Here is a 24996-nt window from a genome sequence, read left to right as displayed (position 1 = left end):
CGTGCCCGGATGGCGTCGGAGCGAGGGATGAGCCGCCCCTGGCGCCGGTGAGGCGGAGGATCACCCGAGGCCGTTGCGGGCGATCACCTCGCGGTACCAGCGCGCGCTGTCGCGCGGGGTGCGCTCCAGCGTGTCGTAGTCGACGCGGACCAGGCCGAACCTCTTGTGGTAGCCATGGGCCCACTCGAAGTTGTCCATCAGGGACCACACGAAGTATCCGCGCAGGTCCACGCCCTTGCCGATGGCGGCGTGCGCGGCGCGGAAGTGGCCGTCCAGGAAGGCGATCCTGTCGGTGTCGGCCAGGTCGTCGGCGAAGGCGGCGCCGTTCTCCGTCACCATCAGCGGCACGCCCGGGTAGTCGCGCGAGAGCCGTACGAGCAGGGCCTCGAGACCGGAGGGGATGATCTCCCAGCCCATCTCGGTGGTCGGCCCCTCTGGCGCGGTCCAGCGGATGCCCTGGCTGCCGGGGTACTCCGGATGGCCGGTGGAGCCGGGGTCGGCGGCCACCCTGTTGACGGTGTAGTAGTTGACGCCGAGCACGTCGATCGGCTGCGCGATGGTCTTCAGATCGCCGAGATCGACGTCGGTGTACCGCCTGAGGTGGTCGAGGACGTCGGCGGGATACTCCCCGCGCAGCACGGGGTCCAGGAACAACCGGTTCGCCAGGCCGTCGATCAGCCGGGCCGGCTCCGCCTCGCCCAGGACCGGTGACAGGTTCAGGGTCAGCGAGATCGACCCGGCCCCCGCCGTACGGAGTGTCTCGACGGCGAGGCCGTGGGCGAGCATGAGGTGGTGCGCGGCGGTGAAGGCGGCGCCGGGGTCGCACACCCCCGGTGCGTGCCGTCCCGACCCGTGGCCGACGAAGGCCGACACCCAGGGCTCGTTCAGCGTGGTCCAGCTGGCGACCCGGTCCCCGAGCCGCTCGTAGACGGCCGCCGCGTACTCCGCGAAGCGGTACGCGGTGTCCCTGGAGGTCCAGCCGCCCACGTCCTGGAGGACCTGCGGCAGGTCCCAGTGATAGAGCGTGGCGACCGGCGTGACGCCCTTCTCGGCGAGCGCGTCCACCAGACGGTCGTAGAAGTCCAGCCCGGCGGCGTTGATCTCGCCGGAGCCGAGCGGCTGGACCCGGGGCCAGGCGACGGAGAAGCGGTACGCCCCGAGCCCGAGATCCGCCATGATCTCGACGTCCTCGCGGTACCGGTGGTAGTGGTCGCAGGCGACGTCACCGGTGTGGCCGTCGCGGACCTCGCCCGGCGTGTGGGAGAAGGTGTCCCAGATCGACGCTCCCCGGCCGTCCTCGTGGACCGCTCCCTCGATCTGGTACGACGCGGTCGCCGCGCCCCAGAGGAACCCCTCCGGAAAAGTGGTCACTGCGAATCCTCCTGGCGGGTGAAGAGGGCCGTGCTCTGGCGGATGGTGAGCCGTGGCTCCAGCAGGGTCGACTCGGGTACGGCGGCGCCGTCCAGTTTGGCCATCAGCAGCCTGACGGCCTGGCTGCCGACCTCCTCGGCGGGGACGAGCACGGAGGTCAGCGCGGGGCTGGTCCGCTCGGCGACGTCGTCGGGACAGATCGCCACCACGGACACGTCCTCGGGCACCCGCCGGCCGAGTATCCGCAGCGCGCCGAGGACGTGTCCCACGGCGGCCTCGTTGTGCACGACCAGGCCGGTCAGGTCCGGATGCTCGTCGAGCAGGACCTTGACCGTGCCGCAGACCTCGTCGAACGATTCCTCGCAGGGGCGGGCGACCGCCTCCATGCCGCGCCGCCGCGCCGCGTCGGCGAAGCCCGAGAGCGTGCGCTCGGCGAATCCGGTGCCGCGCTCGTAGACCACGCCGGGGGCGCCGAGCAGCGCGATCTTCCGGTGCCCGCGCTCGGACAGGTGCTCGGCGCAGATGGCGCCCGCCCGGCCGAAGTCGAGGTCCACGCAGGTCAGCCCCTCGGGATCGGCGGGAAAACCGATCAGCACGCTCGGCTCGCCCAGCTCGCGCAGCAGCGGCACGCGGGGATCGTGGATCTCCACGTCCATCAGCAGGAGGCCGTCCACGAGCGCGCTCGCCGCGACCCGGCGCAGCCCGTCCGCGCCCTCGTCGGCGGTCATCAGCAGCACGTCGTGGTCGTACAGCCGGGCCGTGGTCACCACTGAGGTGGCGAACTGCATCAGGACCGGCAGGTTCATCCCCGCGCGCAGCGGCAGCACCAGCGCGATCACGTTGGCCCGCTTGCTGGCCAGCGCCCGCGCCCCCGCGTTGGGGTGGTATCCGAGGAACCGCACGCTGTCGAGGACCCGCTGCCGGGTGGTGGCGGAGATGCTCCGCTTCCCGCTCAGCACGTACGACACGGTGCTGACCGCGACCCCGGCGTGCTTGGCCACGTCGGCGATGGTCACCGTCCTCACCGGCAGAACCTCAGCGCGCGCACTGTGACCCCCTCGCTCTCGAACACCACATAAAGATCGCGTACTCCGGCGGCGCCCGCCAGAGGAGTTCCGGCCTCCACGAAGTCGTACCTCGTCGCGGCCGGGGGCACGGTGACGGTGCCGATCGTCTCGCCGAAGAGGGGGTCGTCGAGCCGCAGGATCAGCACGCCGCCCTCCGTGCTGGACACGGAGAGGTCGCAGGCGGACGCCCCCCGGCCGAGGTCGGCCCGCCGGAAGACGATCCAGGCGCCGGGTCCCGCGGAGCGGACGGCGTCGCCGGACTCGGGCGCGGCGTCGCACAGCACCACTCCGTCGTACTCGTCATGGTCGATGGCGTCCAGCGGGCGGGTGAACACATCGCGCGGCGGGACGCGCTCGCCCTTCACGGTGAACGGCGCGCACAGGAAGACACTCCGGGACGAGCGACCCACCTGGACCTTGTGCGCGGCCTCCTCCACCACGAACCGGCCGCGGGTCACGTCCCAGAACGCCAGGTCGGCGATCGGGACGGGCACCGCCACGGTACGACTCTCGCCGGGCGCGAGGCGTACCTTCTCGAAGCCGCGGAGCTGGCGCAGCGGCTGCTTGACCCGGGAGCGCTGCTGGTGGGTGTAGACCTGCACGACCTCCTCGCCCGCGCGCCAGCCGGTGTTCGTGACGGTCACCCGGACGACGAGCGTCTCGTCCGGCCCGAGGTCGTCGGAGGAGAGGACCAGGTCGGAGTAGTGGAACCGGCCGTAGCTGAGGCCGTGGCCGAACGGGTAGAGCGGGGCGCCCCGGTAGTACAGGTAGGTCGAGTCGGTCGCGATGATGTCGTAGTCGAACAGGTCGGGCAGCTCACAGGCCGACCGGTACCAGGTCTGGGTGAGCCTGCCTCCGGGGTCCTCGTCGCCGAACAGGACGTCCGCCAGCGCGTGGCCGTACTCCTGGCCTCCGTGCGCGGACCAGATGATCGCGGGGACGTGCTCGTCGGCCCAGTTCACCGCAAAGGGGTAGCCGCTGGAGATGACGAGCACGGTCGCCCGGTTGGCCTCGTGCACGGCCTTGACCAGGTTCTCCTGCGCGGCCGGCAGGGCGAGGTCGGCGCGGTCCTCGGTCTCCCTGCCGTTGACCAGCGGGTGGTCGCCCACGACGACGACCGCCACGTCCGCCTCGGCGGCGACTCGGGCCGCCTTCGCCGCGCCGCTCTCGACCAGTTCCACGGTCAGTACGGCGGCCGCCTCCGGGTCGTCGGTGATGGTGAGGACGCCGCCGTCGACGGCCACGTACCTGCCGGTGGAGATGTGCCGCAGGACGACGCCGCGCAGCCGCTCCTCCATGCGGAAGGTCTGCCTGACCTCCCAGCCGTTGGGGCCCGGCTGGTCGTTGATCAGTACGCCGTCGTCGCCGACGGAGACGTGGCGCCCGTTGGCCGCCGCCCGGAACGCGTACGCGCCGCCGCCCCAGTCGAAGAGGTCGAACGCCGACCGCTCGGGGCCGGCCTGCGGGCCGACGCGGAGCGGCCCGCCGGTCACGTCGTCGGCGGCCGTGACGTACCCGTCCTCGGTGTGGAGGGCGATCCGGTCCACACCCTCGCAATGGAGGGTCTCGCACCTCTCGGCGAGCGCGGCGCGGGCGGTGACCTGGTAGGGCAGCGTGCCGCTGTACCAGTCCTCCAGGAGGACGTCGGCGAGCGGGCCGATCACCGCGATCCTCCGGGGCGATCCGAGCGGCAGGATGCCGTCGTTCTTCAGCAGCGTGATCGACTGCCGGGCCGCCTCCCGGGCGAGCCGCTGGTGCTCGGGGCGGTTGACGACCTCCTCGTCGATCCCGTCGTACGGCGTGGCCGGGTCGAACTCGCCCAGCCTGACCCTGATCGAGAGGGCGTGGCGTACCGCGGCGTCGATGTCCTCCTCGGCCAGCAGGCCGCGGTCGAGCGCCGTCCTGATGTGGCCGAGCGTGGCCTCGGTGTCGGCGTCGTCCTGGGTGAAGCTGTCCAGGCCGGCCCGGATCGCGTGCGCGTACGCCGTGGGAAGGTCCTCGTGGTAGCCCTGCAGCCCGGCGAGGTTGGCCGGGGCGTAGGCGTCGCTGACCACGAGGACGTCGTCGTCGCTCCAGGTGCGCAGCTCCTCGTTGATCAGCGGCGACAGGTGCGCGGGGCGGCCGTTGACCAGGTTGTACGACGGCATGACGGCGACGGCGGCTCCCGACTCGATGGCGGGCCTGAATGCCTTGAGCTCGTACTCGCGCAGCACCCGGGGCGGCAGGTTGCTGGAGCTGACACACCGGTCGGTCTCGTTGTTGTACGCCAGGAAGTGCTTGAGCGTGGGCGCGGTCTTGAGGACGTCGAGGTCGCCGCGCAGCCCCCGGGCGTAGGCGGTGCCCATGAGGCCGGTCAGCCAGGGGTCCTCGGAGTAGCCCTCCTCGTTGCGTCCCCAGCGGGGGTCGCGCAGCGGGTTGACGACGGGCGCCCAGACATTGCGCCCGGCGCCCGCGGGGTCCTTGTGGTGGAAGGCGATGACCTCGTCGGCGGTCGCCTCTCCCACCCGCCGGACCAGCTCGGGGTTCCAGGTGCTGGCCAGGCCGATCGCCTGGGGGAACACCGTGGCCGGGCCGAGCCAGGCGAGGCCGTGCAGCGCCTCCGTGCCGGTGCGGAACGCCGTGACGCCGAGCCGCTCGACCGGCGCCTGGTACTGGTGCAGCAGGCCGATCTTCTCCTCCAGCGTGAGCCGGCCGAGCAGGTCGCGCACCCGGTCGGCCACGGGGGCTCCGGGGTCGCGGAACGTGTCCTGCCGGGGGTCCGGCCGTTCGGGAGAGGTGATCGGTTCGTTCATCGGGGGGATCCACCTTCGTGTCGAAGCGCTTCGATGAGCCGGCGAGAGAGCGCTTCGATCGAAGCGCTTCGATTGGGACGCGGCTTGGGCAGAAAGGCGTTGCTCAGGGGGCGAAGCGCGTCTCGGCCTCGAATCGTCGAAGCGCTTCGAAGAAGAAGGAGAGGTTTCTTGCGTGTTAAATCGGGACTTAATCGGAAGGGTGCCGCCAACCCGGGCTTCGGTCAACCCCCACCCGCCAAAAAGATCGGATGACATCGCGGCGGTGCCGGTCCACCAGCGCGTACGGCACGGCGACGTGGCGGCCCTCCGCACGACGCCCTGAAAGAACGCTGAAACGGCGCTCCGAGAGGACCCGGCGCGTGTGGAAGGAACGCACACGGCGACCGGCGGGACGGCGGGAAACCGCCCCGGCGGAACCCGGGTAGGTGGGACGGCCGGCGGAACGCCCTGTGATCCGGAGGGTCGTACGGAGCTCAGGCGGGTGCGGGAAGGCGTCCGGAGTCGACCGAGTCGAGAACGCGGGCGGCGGCTCCCAGCGCGGCCGCGCCGTACCCGAGGGTGGAGACCTCGAGCCGGCAGCCGCCTCCGCCGGGCGCGATGGCCCGGCGGAACATCTCCTCCTCGGCGGGCGCGAGCAGCCACGGGGCGAGGGGCACGTAGTACCCACCCAGGACGATGACCTCGGGGTTCACCAGGTTGGCCACGACGGCGAGCCCCTTGCCGAGGTTGGCGCCGACCTCGGCGAGCAGGTCGAGGACCTCGCGGTCTCCGCCCCTGGCCCGCTGGACGACCTCGTCGATCTCCAGCTCCAGGTCGGCGGGCGAGGCGTCGGGGGCGGTGCGCGCGAGGACGGCGCCGATCCCGGCCGTGGCCTCGATGCATCCGCGGCGGCCGCAGCGGCAGTCGGGCCCGAGGGGGTCGATCTGGATGTGGCCGATCTCGCCGGTGTAGCCGCGGCCGCCCCGCCTGAGCCTGCCGTCCATGATCACACCGGCGCCGACGCCCACCTCGCCGGTGATGTAGACGAGGTCGTCCACGTTGCCGTGCGGTCCGAAGCGGCGTTCGGCCAGAGCTCCGAGGTTCGCGTCGTTGTCGACCATGACGGGGAATCCCGGATCGCGCAGCGCCTTGGCGAGGTCTCCGCACAGATCGACGTCGTGCCAGCCCAGGTTGGGCGCGATGCGCACCGCCCCCTGTACGTCGACCAGGCCGGGCACCGCGACGGTGAGGCCGAGGACCTGCCTGGCCTCCTTGCTCATGCGGCTGACGACACGGCGGGCGATGGCGGCGACCGCCGCGATGGCCTGGCCGGCGCTCGACGTGCTGCCGGGGAAGGACCGGCGCCAGTTGAGCAGTTCCTCGCCCTTGAGGTCCACGGCGACCGCGGTGATGTAGTCGACGTTCACCTCGACCCCGATCGCGGCGTACGGCGAGCCGTCCAGGACGAGCATGGTGGCGGGGCGGCCGACCCGGTTCTCGGTGAGGCCGGTCTCGCGCAGCAGCCGCCGGTCGATGAGATCGGCGACGAGGCTGGACACCGTGGCCTTGTTGAGTCCCGTCGAGGCCGCGATGTCCGCCCGCGAGCAGGGCGCGTTCTCGCGGACGAAACGGAGCACCACGGCCAGATTGGTGGCGCGGACGTCGGTGAAGTCCGCCGGCTGAGGCCCGTTGTGCGTAGTGATCAAAAGTCAGCCCCGTTCCTGCTCAGGCTCATCATGCCGCATGCGCGCGCGGGTCGACATGCCGTTGCCCCTGCCCGATCATGCTGTCCGATCACGCTGTCCGGCCGCGCGGCCGATCCGCGTCCCGCCGTCACCGATCTGTGATCGGCCGATCGCGGGAACGTGGCCGGCGAAGCCTTGTGACAACCGTCACCCTGGACTAATTTGTTTGGTCAAAAGACGAACTAACTCTACCCCGGAGATCCTCTCTCCGACACCCCTCACTGCCTCAAACATAAAGGAAGGGAACGCGCCGTGACATATCACCCCGAAGGCGCGACGACCAGCCGCCGCGGGTTCCTCGGCCTGGTGGGCCTGACGGCCGCCGTCGCCGCCGGCGGCGGGCTGCTCTCCGCGTGCAGCACGCCGACCACGCCGCGGCCCGGCTCGGGCGGGGCCACCGCGGCAGCCGCCGAGAAGCTGACGTCGCTCGTGCCCAACTTCACCGCGTTCTCCGGCGCCACCCCGGACATTCCAGGTACGGTCTCCACGCTGCCCGGCGTGCCAGACTACGCAGGCGGTTTCACGAAATATCCGGCTAACGTGGTCACGGCGCTCAGCACCAAGCAGGGCAAGGGCGGCACATACAAGGCCATGACCCCGCTGTGGGGCCCGCTCCCGCCGCCACTGTCGGACAACTCCTTCTTCCAGGACGTCAACGCCGCGATCGGCGCGACCGTGGAGTTCCAGATCGCGGACGGCAACACCTACGTCGACAAGGTCACCGCCCGCCTGGCCGGAGGCGACATCCCCGACATCATGGTCATCCCGAGCTGGGAGATCGACAAGATGGCGGACTTCAACATCGCCGTCGACAAGGCCTTCGAGGACCTCACTCCGTACCTGCAGGGAGACAAGGTCACGCCGTACACGATGCTGGCCGCGCTGCCCACCGCCGCCTGGCAGTGGTCGGTGTGGAACGGCAAGCTGATGGCGGTGCCGTTCCCCACCGAGCCCTATCCGTACGCGCTGCTGTACCGCAAGGACCTGTTCGACAAGAACGGCTGGAACGCCAACCCCAAGAACGCGGACGAGCTGTACGCACTGGGCAAGGAGATCACCGACGCCAAGGCGAAGCGCTGGGCGTTCGGCGACATCCACGAGATGGTCTGGCCGATCTTCCGCATCCCGCAGGAATGGCGGTACGAGGGCGGCAAGCTGACGCACAAGTACGAGACGCCCGAGTATGAGGCGATGCTCGAGTTCATGCGCAAGCTGTTCACCGAGAAGCTGATCCACCCGAGCGTCGCGGGCAGCAAGAACGCAGGCGAGAAGGAGCTGTTCGCCTCCGGGCAGCTGGTCGTCTACCGGGACGGCCTCGGCGGCTGGAAGGACCACCTCTACCAGCAGCGGCCGAAGAACCCCGAGTTCAACGTCGGCGCCTTCCCCCTCTTCGCGTTCGACGGCGGCAAGCCGATCATGTACCACAACAACGCGGCGGGCATCTTCACCTTCATCAAGAAGGGGCTTCCCAAGGAGCAGGTCGAGGAGATCCTCGGCATCCTCAACTACACCGCCGCGCCGTTCGGCACCAAGGAGTTCGAGACCTACATGTACGGCGTGGAGGGCAAACACTTCACCCGTGACGCGAACGGGGCGCCGCAGAAGAACGAGCTGGGCCTCAAGGAGAACACCGACACCTACATCTTCCTGGGCGGGCGCACCCTCCCGACCGACTGGGTGGCCTTCCCCGACGCGGTCAAGGCCAACGCCGCCTGGCAGAACGCGTCGTTCCAGTACATCGAGGCGCAGCCGACCGACGGCATCCGGATCCAGCGGCCGTCCAAGCTGTCCGGCCTGCAGGTCCCCACCGAGGACAAGTTCACCGACATCATGCGCGGGCGGCGTCCCGTGAGCGACGTCAAGAAGATCGTCGAGGAGTGGCGCAGGGACGGCGGGGACGAGGCCCGCGACTTCTACATGAAGGTGCTGCAGGACAACGGCCGTGCCTGAGAACCACGCGACAACCGATGTGGCGGGTGACCTGTCCGCACCCGCCACGCCGGTGACGGCGTCCGCCGACGGTGCCGGCGCCAGTGCCGCTGCCGGCGCCGGCACCGACCGCCCTCCGCTGCGCGCGCGGCTGCGGCGGGACTGGCCGCTGCTGCTGATGACGCTGCCCGCGATCGGCCTACTCGCGGTGTTCTACTACGTCCCCATCATGGGCAGCGTCATCGCCTTCCAGGACTACTCGCCGTACGTCGGGATCAAGGAGAGCCCGTGGGTCGGGCTGGCCAACTTCCAGTGGCTGATCCTGGACGCGAGCTTCTGGGACGCGACGCTGAACACGCTCGGGATCACGACCTTCCAGCTGTTCTTCTACTTCCCCGTCCCGATCCTGCTGGCGATCCTGCTGGACAGCGTCGTACGGCCCCGGCTGCGCCTGTTCATCCAGAGTGTCGTGTACATGCCGCACTTCTTCTCGTGGGTGCTGGTCGTCACGCTCTTCCAGCAGATGTTCGGCGGCGCCGGTCTGATCTCGCAGATCCTGCGCGACCACGGGTACGAGGGCCTCGACCTCATGACGAACCCGGACACCTTCCTGCTGCTCGTCACGGGCGAGACGATCTGGAAGGACGCGGGCTGGGGCACCATCATCTTCCTGGCCGCGCTGGCGGCGATCGACCAGAACCTGTACGAGGCGGCGGCCGTCGACGGCGCGAGCAGGTGGAAGCGGCTGTGGCACATCACGCTGCCGGGACTGCGTCCCGTGGTGATCCTGCTGCTGATCCTGCGGCTCGGTGACGCGCTCAACGTCGGGTTCGAACAGTTCTTCCTGCAGCGCGACGCGGTCGGCCGGGACGCGGCCGAGGTGCTCGACACGTTCGTGTACTGGCGCACGCTGCTGACCGGAGAGTGGAGCTACGGCGCCGCGGCGGGCCTGGTCAAGGGCGTCGTGGGCCTGATCCTCATCGTGATCGCGAACAAGGTCGCACACCGGTTCGGCGAGCAAGGGATCTACAAGAAGTCATGACCTCCTCCCCACGGCAGGCGTCCGGAGGCTCCCCACTTAAGGAGATTCGATGACGGCACTTCCTTCATGGGCGGAGCGCCCGAGTCCCGCCGGGCGGACGGCGAAGGGGCTGCTCCTGACGCTCATCGTGGTCAGCGTCCTGTTCCCCATCTACATGGTCGTGCTGACCAGCCTGTCCCCGCAGGAGGCGGTAACGAAGGCGGGCGGCCTGGTGACGGTGCCCGACGGGCTGTCCTTCGGCGCCTACCGGGAGCTGTTCGCCGGTGGTGTCGTGACCCGGTCCGTGCTGGTCAGCCTCGGCGTGACCGCCGTCGGCACCACCATCAGCCTGACCGTCACCGTGCTCGCCGCGTACGGGCTGTCCCGGCCGGGGTCGGTGCTGCACCGCACGTTGCTGTTCACGGTGCTGCTGACGTTCCTGTTCGTGCCGGGCCTGATCCCGAGCTATCTCGTGGTCAGCTCGCTCGGGCTGCTGGACAGCTACTGGGCGCTGATCCTGCCCAGCGCCGTCTGGGCGTTCAACCTCGTGGTCATGCGGGCGTTCTTCATGAACATCCCCAAGGAGGTGACCGACAGCGCGCGGATCGACGGCGCGAGCGAGTTCCGCATCCTCTGGCGGATCGTCCTGCCCATGTCCAAGGGCGTCACGGCGGTCATCGGCCTGTTCTACGCCGTGGGCTACTGGAACGCGTTCTTCAACGCCGTGCTGTACCTGAACGACAACGCCAAGTGGCCGCTCCAGCTCGTGCTCAGACAGTACGTCCTGCAGGGGCAGTCGCTGATCACGGGACAGGCGTCGGTCAGCTCGATCCCCGGGCAGGCGCTGCCGCCCAGCCTCGCCATCCAGATGTCGATCGTCGTCGTCGCCCTCGTCCCCGTGCTGTTCATCTATCCCTTCGTGCAGAAGCACTTCACCAAGGGCGTGATCATCGGGGCGGTCAAGGGCTGAGCCCGTCCCTCCCGCATGGCCGTGCGCGGCCCGCCGGACGTGTGCGCCGTACGGGAGGAACGGGGCGGGCCGTCACCGGCCGGCGCCGACCTTGTCGACGATCTGGGTGGCGCCCATCTCCCGCGCGCAGTGGGCACAGCAGCAGAAGTGCCCGCCGACGTCGACTCCGTGCCCCACGATGCGGCACCCGCAGTGCTCGCACACCGGCGCCATCTTGGTGATCGCGCACTCGAAGCTGTCGAAGACGTGCACCGCTCCCTGCGCGTGAACCTCGAAGCTCATGTCGTAGTCGTTGCCGCAGACTTCGCAAGCCGCCATGATTCCCCCTGAATCCTCTGCTGGCTGTCGTCTACCCTCGCGGCTCTGACGATCACCACACATAATGGTCAATCTCCCGCATGTTTCGCTGAAAGATGTGAGGGGTTGACGTGGGCCGCCACTGGCCCGTTACGACCCGAGGATCCTGAGCGGCTCGGCGACTACCGGTGTCGGACGCCGGGCTCTCGCCGTCGGTACGGCTGCTCGCCACCCCGTGTCCGGGCAAGGTGGCGAGCGCCTGCCTGGTGCCGTAGCCGAAGTATCGAGACCAGCCCGCCCATCACGAGACCAGCCCGCCCGACGCCCGTCACGAGACCGGTCCGCCCGTCAACGGTGCCCGAGCCGACCGATGGTCTCCCCCGCCACCCCGACAGCCTCCCTCCGCCACCTCGGCCGAGCTATCCACTTCTCACTGACGCGTCAGAGGCCAGTAGCGACCGGTGCCCTTGGTGCTCACCCCAGAAAGCAATTCCCCCCGAACAGAACATTCAGCAGGTTGCCTACATTAAGTACGTTAGTGACTACTCAGAGTTGTCTATAGAACGTGTGAGCGATATATTTGCCGCGGGCCGAGCGCCCAGAGGGGGAAGGGAGGCATACTCAGATGGTTGCTTCAGGTGGTGTGCTGCTGTCACCTCGCGCCGACGGCTCACAGCCTTGCTCACAGGGCTCATCTGTGCTGCCGCCGTCTTCCTCGGGGCGGCGTGCGCACCGGCGGCACAGGTCGCCGGTCGGAGCTGGTCGTTTCGCCGGTGACGCATACGGTGCCGTGCTGTTGCTCGACCGCTCTCGTCTTCGTCAGCCGGTCTCACCCCCGCCCGCCGCCGTCCAGCCCGACCTCGCTGCTGCTGCGGAGCCCGGTCCTGCCGGACAGATGACGGCAGGAGCAGGCCGCCGGGGTGAGGGGTCACGGCCGGTAAGGGAGGCGAGGAAGGCGGGCGGGGCGAGCGGGGAGGCGTCAGCCTGGGACGGGATCTGGCAGGACCGCCGAGAGACGCCGGACTCGGCCGGAGCATCCGGCAGGGGCGACCGGCCCGATCCCGGCAGGGGCGACCAGCCCGCCCCCGGGTGGGGGGACAGGCCCGATCCCGGACTTGCCGGGGCGGCGGTGGCCGACCTGCTGCGCCGCGCTGAGCAGATCGCGGTCGACACCGGCCGGATACCGGTGGATACGGAGGTGGCGATGGCGGAGATCGTGGCGCTGGCACGCGCGATCGATCTGGCCGAAGCCGCGCTGGCCGCCCGGCTCCAGGTGGCTGAGGCAGGGAAAGGCCACCAGCTGTATGGGCGGCGGTCGATCGGGGCGTGGCTGGCCCGCGCGACCGAGTCGCGTGCCGCTCGCGCGAACGAGCGCCTCACCTTGGCCCGGCAGCTACCCCGGCTGCCGGACGTGGCGGCCCGCCTGGCCCAGGGCAGCCTGTCTTTCGGTTACGCCACCACGATCGCTTCCGCTGTGCGGCATCTGGACGACGCCGAGACCGGTCTGGCTGAGCCGATCCTGCTGGAGTTGGCTGATACTTCGGCCTCCACGGTCGAGGATGTCGCCCGCGCCGGGCAGGCCATCATTGAGACCATCGATCCCGACGGTCGTCTGGCCCGGGCCGCGGCCGCAACCGAACGCCAGCATCTGACTATCGCCGACACTCTGGACGGGATGGGCCGTGTCACCGGTCTGCTGGATCCCGAGCTGACGATGCAGTTGCGGACCTGGTTGGAACCCCTCGCGGCCGCAACCGGAAGCGCTGACACGCGTGGGCATGCCCGCCGGATGGCCGATGCTTTGGCCGTCCGCTTGTCGCAGGGCGGCCGCCGCACGGTCATGCACGTGTCCGTCAGTGAGGAGACCCTGACCGGTGAGTCCGACGCTCCCGCCCATCTGGAGAACGGCAGGGCCATCCCCGCGCAGGACGCGCGCCGGATGGCTTACACCGCCGAGTTGCGGCGGGTGCTTCGTGACGCGCGGGGGATCGTCATCGGCTTCGGCCGTGCTCGCCGTCTGGCTTCCAACGATCAGCGGGAAGCGATCTTCGCCAGATATGCCACATGTTGCCGGGAGGGGTGTGACGTGCCGGCGTATCTGGCCGAGGTTGACCATATCGAGCCGTGGTACCCGTCCGGCCGGACCGATCTGGACAACCTGGCTCCGTTGTGCGCGCCTGACAACAAGTGGAAATCCCGTCATCCGGACAAGGTCGAGGTCATCGACCTACCGGATGGCACGGTGACGATGCGCTTCCACCGTTATTCCAAGCTCCGTCCCCGAGCCTGGGCCCGCAGGCAATGACAGTGACCGTAATGGACGGTGACGCAAGCCCATCGCCGTGGCCCGGGCCGCTACCGAGAGGCTACGGCCGAACGCCGCCCACGGCCACAGCCACGGGCAGGGCAGGGGCAGAACACGAAGGCCGAAGCATGCGATCGGATAGGCCGCGGTGCACGGAAGACACGAGGGCCGAGAGCATGCGATCGGATGAGCCGCAGGACAGAGAAGACACGAGGCCTGGGAGATCCTCGGCCTGGAGGTCACCTCCGCGGGCGATACGGCGGGAAAGCGGGGCGCGGGGGCGGGGGTTTGTGGAGGCCGGCGTAAGACCGTGCCGGCAACCACCGCGCCCGCGACCGCGACAGCGGTATGCACCTGATCGCAACTATCACGGCCGGCCGGAGCAAGCCCCCGTCGCCGTGCCTACGGACACCGGCCCCGGCCCCGACCCGGCTCCAACCTCCATCCTCCGCCCTGCGACGCATCATCCCGTGACGCACCATCCCGTGACGCACCATCCCGTGACGCACCATCCGTGACGCACCATCCGTGACGCCTCCCGAGCACGTGACTCCGGGCCCCCAGCATCACCGCTCAATGCATCACCCCCGGATACGCCGCGTGATGAAACCACCCTCATGTGTCGTGCCGGGGACCGGTCATTCAGGGGCGAACCTGCCCGTATGGCGCTACCTGGTGAGGGCGAGATCCTTGATCCGCAAGTCGCCGGTGAACACCAGGTAGAGGTCCTTCACGCCGGACGCCCCGCTCAGCGAAGCGGTCGCCGTACCCCAGGTGCGGACGTCACCGGTGGCGGCGACGGGGACGGTCGCGACGAGCCTTCCCGTGGGCGAGCCGAGGCGCAGTTCGAAGGAGCCGCCGCCGATCGAAGCGACACCGGCGGTCACCCGGACGGGCTTGCGCTTGAGGTCGACGTCCTCGAACACGATCCAGTCGCCCCGGGAGCCGGCCACGGCGTCGCCGCGCGCCTTCGTCTCGTCGACCAGATCGACGCCCGAGTAGCCGTCGAAGTCGATCGCCCGCGTCGTCGTGCTCAGGTCGCGGTCGGGGATCTTCTCGCCTCTGACGTCGACGGTGGTCCGCTGCCGGATGTCACCGGACGACGGGCCGACCATGACGTCGTGCGTGGCGGTCTCGACCGCGAACCTGTTCCTGGTCGCGTCCCACAGCGCCAGGTCCGCCTTGGGCAGGGTGAACGTGACGGTGGTGCTCCCGCCGGGCGCGAGGCTGACCCGCTGGAAGGCGCGCAGCTGCTTGACCGGCTGCTTCACCCGCGACTGCCGCTGGTGGGTGTAGAGCTGGACGACCTCGTCGCCCGCGCGCGATCCGGTGTTGGTGACCTTCACGCCGATCTCGTAGCCGTCGCCCTTCGGGGTGACCCGCAGTCCCTGGTATCTGAACGCGGTGTACGACAGGCCGTGGCCGAACGGATAGAGCGGGTCGCCCTTGAAGTACAGGTACGTCCGGTCGCGCTGGACGATGTCGTAGTCGAGGATGTCCGGCAGGTCGGCGGCGGAGCGGTACCAGGTCTGGGTGAGCCGCCCGGCCGGGTTGACGTCGCCGTAGAGCACGTCGGCGAGGGCGTTCCCGGTCTCGGCCCCGGCGTGGGTGGTCCACAGGATGGCCGGGACGTTCGCCTGCTCCCAGGTGATCGTCGTCGGATAGCTGTTCTCCAGCACGACGACCGTGTTCGGGTTGGCCTGCCGTACGGCCTTGACCAGCGCCTCCTGTCCTTCGGCGAGGTTCATGTCGGTCCGGTCGTGGTCCTCGCGGCCGTTGATGAACGGCATGCTGCCGACGACGACCACGGCCACGTCGGCGTCCTTGGCCTTGGCGACCGCGTCGTCCACGCCGCTGCCGACGACCTCCTTGGCGAACCTGCTCGCTTCGGCGGCCGTGGTGAGACTGAGCGTGCCGTCGGCCGCCGCCTTCACGTAGGTGTTGGGCCCGAACCAGTCGTAGGCGGTCTCGTATCCGGCGTATCTGATCAGGTAGGAGCCGTCGCCCTGCTTCTCCAGCTTGAACTGCTCCTGGACGAACCATCCGGTCGGCTGCTCCTGGTTGTTCACCAGCGTGGACCAGTTGGCGCGGCTGACGTACCTGCCGTTGGCGACGCTGCGCAGGGTCACGACGCCCTGGCCCCAGTCGAACACGTCGAACTTCTCGGTGTCGCCGGCGGTGGTCACGCCGGCCTTGAGGTCGGCTCCGGCGTCTCCGGTCCCGGCGGTGATGTACCGGCCGGTCGCGACGTCCTTGAGCGCGATCCTGTCGACGCCCTCGGAGGAGGTGACGGACGCGGCCCGCTCCTTGATCCCGGCGAGCGGTGTCACCTTGTACGGCAGCCTGCCGGAGTACCAGTCGGTGTAGAGCACGTCCGACAGCGGCCCGATGACGGCGACCTTCTTGCCGGGGGCGAGCGGCAGCGTGTTCCCCGAGTTCTTGAGCAGCACCGCCGCCTTGGCCGCGGTCTCCCTGGCCAGCTTCCGGTTCGCCGGGCTGTTCACCACGTCCTTGGTGATCGCCGCGTACGGCCCGCCGTCGGGGTCGAATTCGCCGAGCCGGAACCGGATGCTCAGGATGTGCCGTACGGCGGTGTCGACGTCGGACTCCTGGAGGAGGCCCTGGGACAGCGCGGCCTTGACGGCGGTGACGGTGGGGCCGCCCCTGTTGTCGTCCACGGTGAAGCTGTCGAGCCCGGCCTTCAGGGTCGCGGCGTCGGCCTCGGCCTGGGTGGTGTGGTACTGCTCGGAGCCGGTGAGGTTGTTGGGCCCGCCCGCGTCGGAGACGTTGAGGAGGTCTCTCGACGTCCAGGTGCGTACGACGTCGTTCAGGTCGGGGTTGACGGTGCTCGGCCGGCCGTTGACGAGGTTGTAGGCGGCCATGACGCCGGTCGCGGCGTCGGCGGAGATGGCGGGTTTGAAAGCGGCTTCGTCGTACTCGTGCTTCACCCGCGGCGGCAGGTTCGACGAGGTGGTGTCGCGGCGGATCTCGTTGTTGTTGGCGAGGTAGTGCTTGAGCGTCGGCGCCGCCTTGAGGTGGTCGGGGTCGTCGCCCTGGATGCCGGAGCCGTACGCGGTGGAGATCGCGCCGGTCAGGGTGGGGTCCTCGGAGTATCCCTCCTCGTTGCGGCCCCAGCGCGGGTCGCGCAGCAGGTTGACGACCGGCGCCCACAGGTTGAGGCCCCAGACGGTGGGGTTCTCGGCGTTGTAGCCGCGGGCCTCGTCGCCGACGGCGGAGCCGACCCGCTTGATCAGGTCCGGGTCCCAGGTGCTGGCCAGCCCGACGGCCTGCGGGAACACCGTGCCGGACGCGGTCACGACGGCGCCGTTGGCGTCGTAGTCGGTGGACCAGGCGACGCCGTGCAGCGCCTCGGTGCCGGTCTTGAACATCCGGATGCCGAGACGGTCGATGGCGGGCTGGTACTGGTGGAGCAGCGAGACCTTCTCGTCGAGGGTCAGCCTTCCGAGCAGGTCGCCGATCCGCTGGTTCAGCGGCAGCGACGGGTCGCGGAAGGGGAAGGTCTCCGCCGCCTGTGCGGGCGAGGTGCATAAGGCCGCGGCGAGGGCGAGCGCTGCCGCCGCCCACAGGGGTCGTCGAAGGGACATTGCGCCTCCAGGTCAGGTGAAGTGACGCGTGATGCCGGTCGTGCGGTGTCGGCCGCCCAGGATGCACGGCACCCTCGACGCGCGGCCGACGCCGCACGACGGGCTACTTGATCGCCCCGACCGTGATGCCGCGGGTGAGCGTGCGCTGGAAGATCAGGAAGAAGGCGACGGCGGGCACGATGCCGAGCAGCGCCGAGGCGCTCGACATGGTGGCGTCCATCATCTTCTCGCCCTGGAGCACGCCGAGAGCCACGGGCACGGTCTGGTTGTCGTTGGAGATCAGGAAGATCAGGGGCAGGAAGAACTCGTTCCAGGTCCAGATGAAGAAGAAGATCAGCAGGACGCTGAGCGTGGGGCGGCTGATCGGGACCACGATGGTCCACAGGGCCCGCCACCGGCCGGCGCCGTCGAGGGAGGCGGCCTCCAGGATCTCGCCGGGGAACTGCCCCAGGACCGCCGAGAGCAGATAAGTCCCGAAAGCCGCCTGGATAACGGTAAATATCAGGATCACGGCGAGCTTGCTGTCATACAGCCCGACTTCCTTGGACAGGTAGTAGAGCGGGTAGGCCAGCGCCTCCTGCGGCAGCGTGTTGGCCACGAGGAACAGCACCAGGATCCACAGCCGCCCCCGGACCCGCCCGATCCCCAGCGCGTACGCGTTGAGCACGGAGAGGACGACCGCGGCGACCGCGACGGTGCCGCTGATGACGAAGCTGTTCCAGAGCTTCTCCCCGAAGGCGACCCGGTTCCAGAAGTCGATGATCGCGTCGAGGTGGAAACCCTGGGGCGGGGTCAGCGGCCCACCCGCGGCGTACTCGGCGGGAGTCTTGAACGCGTTGAACGTGACGATGACGAACGGGGACAGCATCACGACGGCGAGCACGACGAGGGCCGCGAGCACCGCCCACCCGCCCGGCCCGGCTCCCGGGCGCCCGGCCGCACGGCTCATCGGTCACGCTCCTGGACCCGCAGGAAGAGGAACGTCACCACGACGATGATCAGGGCGAGCACGGTCGCGATGGCCGAGCCGTATCCGACGTTCACCTTCTGGAAGAAGTTCAGGTACGAGAAGTAGGAGGGCACCATCGTGGCGGAGCCCGGCCCTCCCCTGGTGAGCACGAAGATCGGGCCGAACACCTTCAGCGCGGCGATCGTGCAGGTGAGCAGCACGACGTAGACCTCCGGCCTGATCTGCGGGACCGTGATGTGCCAGAACCTGCGGCCCCACGAGGCCCCGTCGATCTCGGCGGCCTCGTACAGCGCGGGGTCCACCCGCTGGAGCCCCGCCATGAAGATCACGACCGGGTAGCCGAGCTGGAACCACACCATGATCGCCATGACGCTGGCCAGCGCGACGTCCGGATCACCGAGCCAGTTGACCTTCAGCCCGAAGATCTCGTTGACCGCGCCGTAGGACGGGTGCAGCATCCAGCCCCACACGACGCCCGCCACCGCGACCGGCAGCACCTGCGGCAGGTAGAACGCGGCCCGCAGGCCCGCCGCCGTACGCGTGCCGAACTTCTTGCCGATGTAGTCGAACAGCGTGGCCGCGAGGACGAGGCCGAGCATCGTCGGTAGGATCGCCATCGCGACGATGAGGGCGACGTTGTGCTGGAAGGACGTCCAGAAGCGCTCGTCCCCGGCGAGCTTGACGTAGTTGTCGAACCCGATCCACGTGGGAGTGCCGACCCCGGACCACCGGGTGAAGCTCGTCGCGACGTTCATCAGGAACGGCACGACGACGACCGCGAGGAACAGCACCATGCTGGGGATCAGGTAGGGCCAGTACCCGCCGCGTCCGGGCCGTCCCGGACGTCCCGGACGCGCGGATCGCCGAACGCGTCCCTGCCGCGCGGGCCGCGCGGGCCGCGCGGGGGGACCGCCCGTCGCCGTCGCTGGGAGTGTCACTGTTGAGCCTTTCGATCGGTACGGCTCCCGCCCGCCCGAGGCGTGGGCGGGGCGGCGGCGGAGGCCGGTCAGGTCGCCCCCGCCGCCGGATGAGCCCGGCTACTCGCCGATGTCCGCGAGGTTGTCGTTGTACGGCTGGGCGATCTCGTCGAGGACCTCGGACGGCTTCTTGCCGCCGTTGATGAGCTCCTGGACTCCGGCGACGAGGACGTCGTAGTACCCGGGGGCCGGCCAGTCGGGATAGAAGGCGAGGCCGTCCTTGGCGGAGAGCGCGTTGAAGTTCTCGATCAGCTCCTTGCTCTTCGGGTCGGTGATCGCCGCGGGGTCGGCCGCGACGGGTACGCCTCCCGAGTTGCCGAGCAGGTTCTGGATCTCCTTCTTCATCGTGATGTCGATGAAGTCGTAGGCGAGGTCCTTGTTCTTCGCCTTCTCGGGGACGACCCAGAGGTTGCCGCTGGAGCCGGGGGACATCTGGTTGCCCGGCCACAGGAAGGAGCCCCACTCGAAGTCCTTGATGTCGGACTGGAAGCGTCCGTACCACCAGCTTCCCGAGACCAGGAGGGGGAACTTGCCGGACATGAACGCCGTGCCCATGTCCTCGGCCTTCATCCCGGCCGAGTCCTTGGCGATGTAGCCCTTCTTCACCCAGTCGGCGAACGTCTCGGCGGCGTAGGTGAGCTGGGGGCCGTGGAAGTCGGTCGTGCCCTTGTAGAGCTGGTAGCCGTCGACCCAGGCCCGGTCGGCCTTGCTCAGCGCGAGCAGGTAGAAGATCTGCTGGGCGGGGTACTCGGCGCCCGCGTTGGCGATCGGCGTCACGCCCGCCTTGACGAACGTGTCCAGGGCGGCGGTGAACTCGTCGTACGTCGTGGGCACCTCGACGCCGTGCTTCGTGAAGGCGTCCTTGTTGTAGTAGACCATGACGTACTCGCCGTAGTTGGGCACGCCGTACCACTTGCCGGAGCCCATGATGCCGCGCTCGTCGTATCGCGCGGTCGTCTGCAGCGACGCGCTGAGCAGCTTGTCCCAGCCGCGTTTCGCGGCCTCGTCGGACAGGTCGGCGAGCAGCCCCTGCTTGGAGAGCAGTCCGGCGGTGGCGTTGCCCTTGTTGTACTCCATGAGGTCGGGCGCCTCGTCGGAGTTCAGCACCATGCCCGCGGTCTTCTGGATCTGCTCGAAGCCCTTCTCCTCGAACTTCACCTTCACGTTCGGGTGGCTCGCCTCGAACTGCTTGACGGCCTCGGCCCACGCCTTGCCCATGGCGCTGTCCGCGCCCTCGTAGTGCCAGAGCGTGAGCGTCCGCGCCTCCCCCGTCCCGCCGTCCTTGCCGCCCGGTGAGTCCGCCGACCCTCCGCAGGCGGCGATGGTCAGCGCGGCCGCGGCGAGGGCCGCCGCCACCGCGGTCTTGCGTGTCTTGCGCATGGTCCTTCTCCAGGGGTGCTAGTTGATGACGACCTCGGCGCCGGGGCCCACGAACTCGACGCCGGAGATCCGCTTGGGGCCCTCGACGGCGACGATCAGGCGGTCGCCGTCGCGGGTGGCGGTGACGGTGGTGTCACCGTCGGGGTCCCTGATGACCTGCCGGGTCCCGTCGTCCGCGACGCCGTAGCCGACCAGCGTGATCAGGGGGTCGTCCGCGACCGTGTCACCGGGCTCGGTCACCGGGATGAGCGCGCCGTGCCGTACGAACAGGGGGATCCGGTCGAGCGGCGGCGCGACCCTGATGTGGCGGCCGCCGTCGTGGATGTCACCGGTCCAGTGGTCCACCCACCGGCCCGCCGGGAGGTAGACGTCACGGACGCCGTCCGCCGAGATCATCGGCGCGACGAGCAGGTCCGTGCCGAGGAGGTACTCCAGGTCGGCCTGCCAGGCCGCGGGGTCGTCCGGGTGGTCCACGCACAGCGCGCGCATCATGGGCGCGCCGGTCCGCGCGGCGTCCACCGCGGCCGAGTAGATGTACGGCATGAGCCGGTAGCGGAGCCGGAGCGCCTCGATCGCGGCCCGCTCGGCGTCCGGCGGGAACTCCCACGGCTCGCGGCTGGTGGTGCCGTGGAACCGGACGAGCGGCGACAGCGCCGCGAACTGGGACCAGCGGATGTAGAGGTCGGGCGTCGGGGTGCCGGTGAAGCCGCCCGCGTCGTGGCTCCAGTACGGGATGCCGGACAGGCCGTGCGACAGGCCGCCGCGGATCGTGCTGCCCATCGCCGGATAGATCGCGTCGACGTCGCCGCTCCACTGCGCCGCGTGCCGCTGGCCGCCGAGGAAGGAGGAGCGCGCCCACACCATGCCGTGCCCGGCGACCTCCCGGGTGACGCCCGCGACCAGGTCGTTGAACAGCAGTGCGTAGACGTTGTGCAGGTCGGTGCCGGTCATCCCGTTGGCGGCCACCGCGTCGTACGGCACGCCCTCGGCGAAGTCGGTCTTGAATACGGCGACGCCCTCGCGGAGCCGGTCGCGCAGCAGGCCCCTGAACCACTCCGCGGCGCCGGGGTGGGTGAAGTCGACGATGCCGCACGGCGGGTACGAGCCGTGCCAGGAGTCGGCGACGTACACCTCGCCGTCGGGTTTGGTGAGGAAGTATCCCTTCTCGGCGGCCTCGGCGAAGGCCGGGCTGAGGTGGGAGATGTACGGGTTCATCCAGAGGCAGACCTGGAAGCCCTGCTCCTTGAGCGTGGCGAGCATGCCTTCCGGGTCGGGGAAGTTCTCGCTGTCCCACCGCAGGTCGGACCAATGCCCGTCGGTCTGCCAGTAGGTGTCCAGGTGGAGGACGTCGCACGGGATGCCCCGCTCCCTGATCTTCCTCGCCCGCTCCAGCACCCGCTCCTGGCTGTCGCGGAAGAACCCCGAGGAGATCCAGGTGCCGAACGCCCACCTGGGCGGCAGTTCGGGCCGGCAGGTCAGCCCGTCGAACCGGTCGAGCACCTCAGCCGGGGTGGGCCCGGCGATCACGTAGTAGTCGATCAGGTCGTCCGGCGCGATGATCTGCACGTCGCTGTGCGTGGACTGGCACATGTCGAACTCCACCGGCGTGCCGCTGTCCACGAGGACGCCGTAGCCCCTGGAGGACAGGTAGAACGGCACGTTCTTGTACGCGCGCTGCGAGTCGGCGCCGAACGCGTCGAAGTTCCACATCAGCGGCCGCTGGCCGCGCTTGTTCACGGGGGTGAACGACTCGCCGAACCCGGCGAACGCCTCGTCCGCGGGCGCGAGGAAGGTCTCGTGGTAGGCCACTGCGGCGCCGTCGACGAGCGAGCGGCCAAATGGGAGGGTGCGCAGCCGCCCGCTGATGTCCTTCCTGCCGGGATCCTGCTCGACCAGCGTGCGCCCGGCCCTGTCGGTGAAGCGGACGTTCCACGGGTCCAGCCGGATCTCGGCCCGCAGCGACCCCGCGTCCAGCGCCACCCGGCCTTCACCGGCCTCCACCACCGCCCCGCCGTACACACCCGGGGTGACCATGGTGATCGCGCGGGCGGACCGGGTCCGGGCGTCGGCGTCCTGGCCGAGCCGTACCCGGATCACGCCCTCGCCCGCAACGGCGACCCGCACGACGAGCGTCTCCTCCGCCGAGGTGACCACTTTCAGCGTCACGCCGTGGCCGTCTGAGGCCACCACCTCGGCACGCCGCACCGCGGACAGCCCCTCCTCCCCGTGCTCGCGTACGGGGAGCTCCGGGGGGTCCGCGCTGAAGTACTCGTGCGCGATCAGGGGAGGACGGTACGGCATCGCTGCACTCCATCGGTCATCCGAATACTGTGCGAATTAGTTTGCCGACCATCCCAACAAACGTCAACGGGTCCATGGCCGCGGAGGCAGCCCAGGGGATGCCACATTCGGATATTTCGGATCTTCCCTAATGATCCTTTACAGACGCGGTCAATTTCGGCATACTCGACCGGGCCAAGATCGGGTCGCCCGGACCGGGCGGTCTCCCCCGAAGGATTGGAACCGGATGATCAAGTTCGTCAAGGCGGGGGCCCTGACGCTCACCACGATCACAACCGTCACCCTCCCCCCGCCGGCTCCCCCGACGGCTAGAAGTCCGCGCACGGAGGCCGCCTCGACCGGGGCAACTGCGGCTAATTAAGGAATCGCTGTCCGTTTTATCCACTTTTGAGGTAATATCGGGGGTTAATTGACGCGGAAGGGATGCCCCCATGGCCAGCTTCGTTCACGTGATGCCACTCGACGACGTCATCGGCCATGAAGGCACCCCCGACTGTGTCTGCGGGCCGGGAGGCGAGCCGGTCGAGACCGTCGCCACCCGCGAGCCGGTGGGCATGATCTACCACCACCACGCCGTCCGCCCCTGCCACCAATGGGAAGCCTCGGCCGAGGCGTAAGCCCGAATTTGGGGTAAACGTCACACCCAAAAGCGGATAAACGATCTAGCGTGACTCTCTGAAATGATCGGAGAAAGGACACCAGTGATCAGTTCCTCCGCCAAGAGGGCGTGCGTCGGCGTGGCCCTCACGATGACGGCCTTCGCCGGCGTCACCGCCGCCGCCATGCCCGCGCAGGCGGCCGCCACCAGCGCACGGAGCATCTGCGGATCGGGCTACACCGTCCAGGTCAACAAGGTTCCCGTGAAGACCCACTACGGCGACGTCTACGGGTACCTCTACCTGCTGTACAACCGCAGCAACGGGTACAACTGCGTCACCGTTGTCAAAACCAAGTACGTGGGCAAGGCCAGCTACATGACGGCCTCGCTGGACGTGAAGCGCGGCGGCAGCCGTACCGACAGCGGCAACTTCAAGAAGTACGCCGGCCCGGTGCGGCTGGAGGCCGCGGGCAAGTGCGTCAAGTACTGGGCGACCATGCACCTGCCGAGCGACTCGCCGAACGCCCGGAACCAGAGCACCGTCGCCTACGGCGGCAGCCTGAAGACGTGGAAGCACTGCCGCTGACCCCGTGGTGACCGTACGGCTCCCGCCGCTCGTCGTGGGAGCCGTACGGCGCGCGCGCCAGTGCTTGACCGCCGGCTCACCGTGCACGTGCGAGGCGGCCGGGGTGCCGAAAGTCCGGCAGCTCGGCGAGCCTGGACACGATCAGATCTCGGCGACCGACCCGCACTCCCCCTCCTTGAGGGCGGGCGTGTCGTCGTCGTAGGCGTCCGCCTGGCCGATGCTGTTCCACTCGCCCACGTACGCGGGATGCGCGAACCCGTCCTTCGAATCGCACTCCGTACCCGCCGTCCACATGTCGACGCTCTCGCCGTCCCAGTGACGTAGCGGGCCGCCCGGCTCGTCCCGCCAGTACTCGTGCCGAGCCTTGACGAAGGCCATCACGCGGATGATGGGGGTCTCCTCACCCAAGGGGCGAACCGCGTAGATCGTCCTGATCGTGTAGTTCACCCGCAGCTCGGGCCGGCCTTGCTCGTTATTGCCCACCTCGGCGGCCATCTGGCCCTGGACCTTGATGGCGTCGCCGACCAGTTCAGCCGAGCCAGGGGCGAAACTGGTCACCCAGACCCGGGTGTTCTTCTTCTGGTCCTTGCTGTCCAGGTTCTCCAGGAAGAACGTCCGCTGCTCGGGATCCAGCAGGTTCGCGAAGGCGTCGGGTTTCCCACCGAGCAGCGTCCGCCGGTCGAGATGGGCCGCCTCCAGCAGCCGCTTGCTCATCTGGAAGGCCTCTTCGACGTCCTTCGCGGAGAAGCTCCCCACCTCCCGTGCCTCGGGAACAACGATGCCGTCGGCTCCCTCGGCGAAGTTCTCCGCGGGCGACCCCTGGAAGGGCCGGCTCTCGGTGATCACCGCCGGGTCGGTCACCATGTCCTCAATCACTCCGCAACCCGTGAGCGCTGCGGCGACCAGGGATCCCGCCATCATGATCCGCGCCATACCGTGGTTCGACATGGCAGGAATTATGCAGTGATCTACCACTCCTTTTTCGCCGCGTTCGCCGCGAAAGCCCTCGCCCGGGAGACGGCCACGTACTGCCGACCTGGGGCGCCCGCCCCTCCGGCTGAGGAGCGGGCGCCTTTCGTGTCAGCGGCCGGCTGAGGTGACGA

At 69.3% G+C, this 24996-nt stretch carries 17 protein-coding genes; 6 read left to right on the top strand and 11 right to left on the bottom strand.

The annotated features are described in order from the left end of the window. Nucleotides 1-60 precede the first annotated feature (60 nt). The 4 genes from AB0I59_RS03750 to AB0I59_RS03735 all read right to left on the bottom strand — a co-directional run bounded on the left by AB0I59_RS03750 (nucleotide 61) and on the right by AB0I59_RS03735 (nucleotide 6915). Nucleotides 61-1371 carry a GH1 family beta-glucosidase gene (locus tag AB0I59_RS03750; RefSeq protein ID WP_358129694.1) on the bottom strand — a complete coding sequence of 437 codons (1311 nt, stop codon included), beginning with the start codon at nucleotides 1369-1371 and terminating at the stop codon, nucleotides 61-63. Continuing rightward, nucleotides 1368-2402: a LacI family DNA-binding transcriptional regulator gene (locus tag AB0I59_RS03745; protein ID WP_358130585.1), complete on the bottom strand. Its 1035-nt coding sequence runs from the start codon at nucleotides 2400-2402 to the stop codon at nucleotides 1368-1370. The genes AB0I59_RS03750 and AB0I59_RS03745 overlap by 4 nt, the downstream gene beginning before the upstream one ends. Beyond that, a complete protein-coding gene (locus AB0I59_RS03740) occupies nucleotides 2393-5230 on the bottom strand; it encodes a glycoside hydrolase family 3 C-terminal domain-containing protein (RefSeq protein ID WP_358129691.1) in 2838 nt (945 codons plus the stop codon). Before AB0I59_RS03740 ends, AB0I59_RS03745 begins: the two co-directional genes overlap by 10 nt. Before the next feature lie 473 nt (nucleotides 5231-5703). Further along, nucleotides 5704-6915, bottom strand: a complete 1212-nt coding sequence (locus AB0I59_RS03735) for an ROK family protein (protein WP_358129688.1) — start codon at nucleotides 6913-6915, stop codon at nucleotides 5704-5706. A 291-nt stretch (nucleotides 6916-7206) separates the two neighbouring features. Between AB0I59_RS03735 and AB0I59_RS03730 the strand changes: the two genes are divergently transcribed. Genes AB0I59_RS03730 through AB0I59_RS03720 form a run of 3 tightly spaced genes read left to right on the top strand, consistent with a single transcriptional unit; the run spans nucleotide 7207 to nucleotide 10874 of the window. Further along, on the top strand, nucleotides 7207-8904 hold the full coding sequence (locus tag AB0I59_RS03730; protein ID WP_358129686.1) for an extracellular solute-binding protein: 1698 nt from the start codon (nucleotides 7207-7209) through the stop codon (nucleotides 8902-8904). Then, nucleotides 8897-9925 (top strand): ABC transporter permease, encoded by a 1029-nt coding sequence (locus AB0I59_RS03725; RefSeq protein WP_358129683.1) that lies wholly within the window; start codon nucleotides 8897-8899, stop codon nucleotides 9923-9925. Before AB0I59_RS03730 ends, AB0I59_RS03725 begins: the two co-directional genes overlap by 8 nt. Before the next feature lie 49 nt (nucleotides 9926-9974). Next, nucleotides 9975-10874 carry a carbohydrate ABC transporter permease gene (locus AB0I59_RS03720; RefSeq protein WP_358129681.1) on the top strand — a complete coding sequence of 300 codons (900 nt, stop codon included), beginning with the start codon at nucleotides 9975-9977 and terminating at the stop codon, nucleotides 10872-10874. A gap of 72 nt (nucleotides 10875-10946) precedes the next feature. Here AB0I59_RS03720 and AB0I59_RS03715 read toward each other — a convergent pair whose 3' ends face one another. Continuing rightward, entirely contained in the window at nucleotides 10947-11192 is a 246-nt protein-coding gene (locus AB0I59_RS03715; RefSeq protein WP_061257380.1) for a metallothionein, read from the bottom strand. A 1108-nt stretch (nucleotides 11193-12300) separates the two neighbouring features. On the opposite strand from AB0I59_RS03715, the gene AB0I59_RS03710 reads away from it, so the two are divergent. Continuing rightward, nucleotides 12301-13476, top strand: coding sequence for an HNH endonuclease signature motif containing protein (locus AB0I59_RS03710; RefSeq protein ID WP_358129678.1), 1176 nt, complete (start codon nucleotides 12301-12303; stop codon nucleotides 13474-13476). Between the two features lie 668 nt (nucleotides 13477-14144). On the opposite strand, the gene AB0I59_RS03705 is transcribed toward AB0I59_RS03710, so the two are convergent. The 5 genes from AB0I59_RS03705 to AB0I59_RS03685 form a co-directional block, all read right to left on the bottom strand. Continuing rightward, entirely contained in the window at nucleotides 14145-17081 is a 2937-nt protein-coding gene (locus tag AB0I59_RS03705) for a glycoside hydrolase family 3 protein (RefSeq protein WP_358129675.1), read from the bottom strand. 103 nt (nucleotides 17082-17184) lie between these two features. After that, nucleotides 17185-18030, bottom strand: a complete 846-nt coding sequence (locus AB0I59_RS03700) for a carbohydrate ABC transporter permease (RefSeq protein ID WP_061257377.1) — start codon at nucleotides 18028-18030, stop codon at nucleotides 17185-17187. Further along, entirely contained in the window at nucleotides 18027-18845 is an 819-nt protein-coding gene (locus AB0I59_RS03695; protein ID WP_061257376.1) for a carbohydrate ABC transporter permease, read from the bottom strand. The genes AB0I59_RS03700 and AB0I59_RS03695 overlap by 4 nt, the downstream gene beginning before the upstream one ends. A gap of 243 nt (nucleotides 18846-19088) precedes the next feature. Further along, nucleotides 19089-20408 carry an ABC transporter substrate-binding protein gene (locus AB0I59_RS03690; protein WP_358129671.1) on the bottom strand — a complete coding sequence of 440 codons (1320 nt, stop codon included), beginning with the start codon at nucleotides 20406-20408 and terminating at the stop codon, nucleotides 19089-19091. 18 nt (nucleotides 20409-20426) lie between these two features. Then, complete coding sequence (locus AB0I59_RS03685) at nucleotides 20427-22709, bottom strand: TIM-barrel domain-containing protein (RefSeq protein ID WP_358129668.1); 2283 nt, start codon at nucleotides 22707-22709, stop codon at nucleotides 20427-20429. A 431-nt stretch (nucleotides 22710-23140) separates the two neighbouring features. On the opposite strand from AB0I59_RS03685, the gene AB0I59_RS03680 reads away from it, so the two are divergent. Continuing rightward, complete coding sequence (locus AB0I59_RS03680; RefSeq protein ID WP_061257373.1) at nucleotides 23141-23326, top strand: hypothetical protein; 186 nt, start codon at nucleotides 23141-23143, stop codon at nucleotides 23324-23326. 84 nt (nucleotides 23327-23410) lie between these two features. Continuing rightward, the gene (locus AB0I59_RS03675) at nucleotides 23411-23893 is read left to right on the top strand and encodes a spore-associated protein A (RefSeq protein ID WP_358129665.1); all 483 of its coding nucleotides are present in this window, start codon (nucleotides 23411-23413) and stop codon (nucleotides 23891-23893) included. Nucleotides 23894-24034: 141 nt separating this feature from the next. On the opposite strand, the gene AB0I59_RS03670 is transcribed toward AB0I59_RS03675, so the two are convergent. Beyond that, complete coding sequence (locus AB0I59_RS03670) at nucleotides 24035-24841, bottom strand: hypothetical protein (protein WP_358129663.1); 807 nt, start codon at nucleotides 24839-24841, stop codon at nucleotides 24035-24037. Nucleotides 24842-24996 lie beyond the last annotated feature (155 nt).

The sequence above is a fragment of the Microtetraspora glauca genome, from assembly GCF_040656155.1.
GTDB classification, from domain to species: domain Bacteria; phylum Actinomycetota; class Actinomycetes; order Streptosporangiales; family Streptosporangiaceae; genus Microtetraspora; species Microtetraspora glauca.
This window is presented reverse-complemented; position numbering and strand designations above follow the sequence as displayed.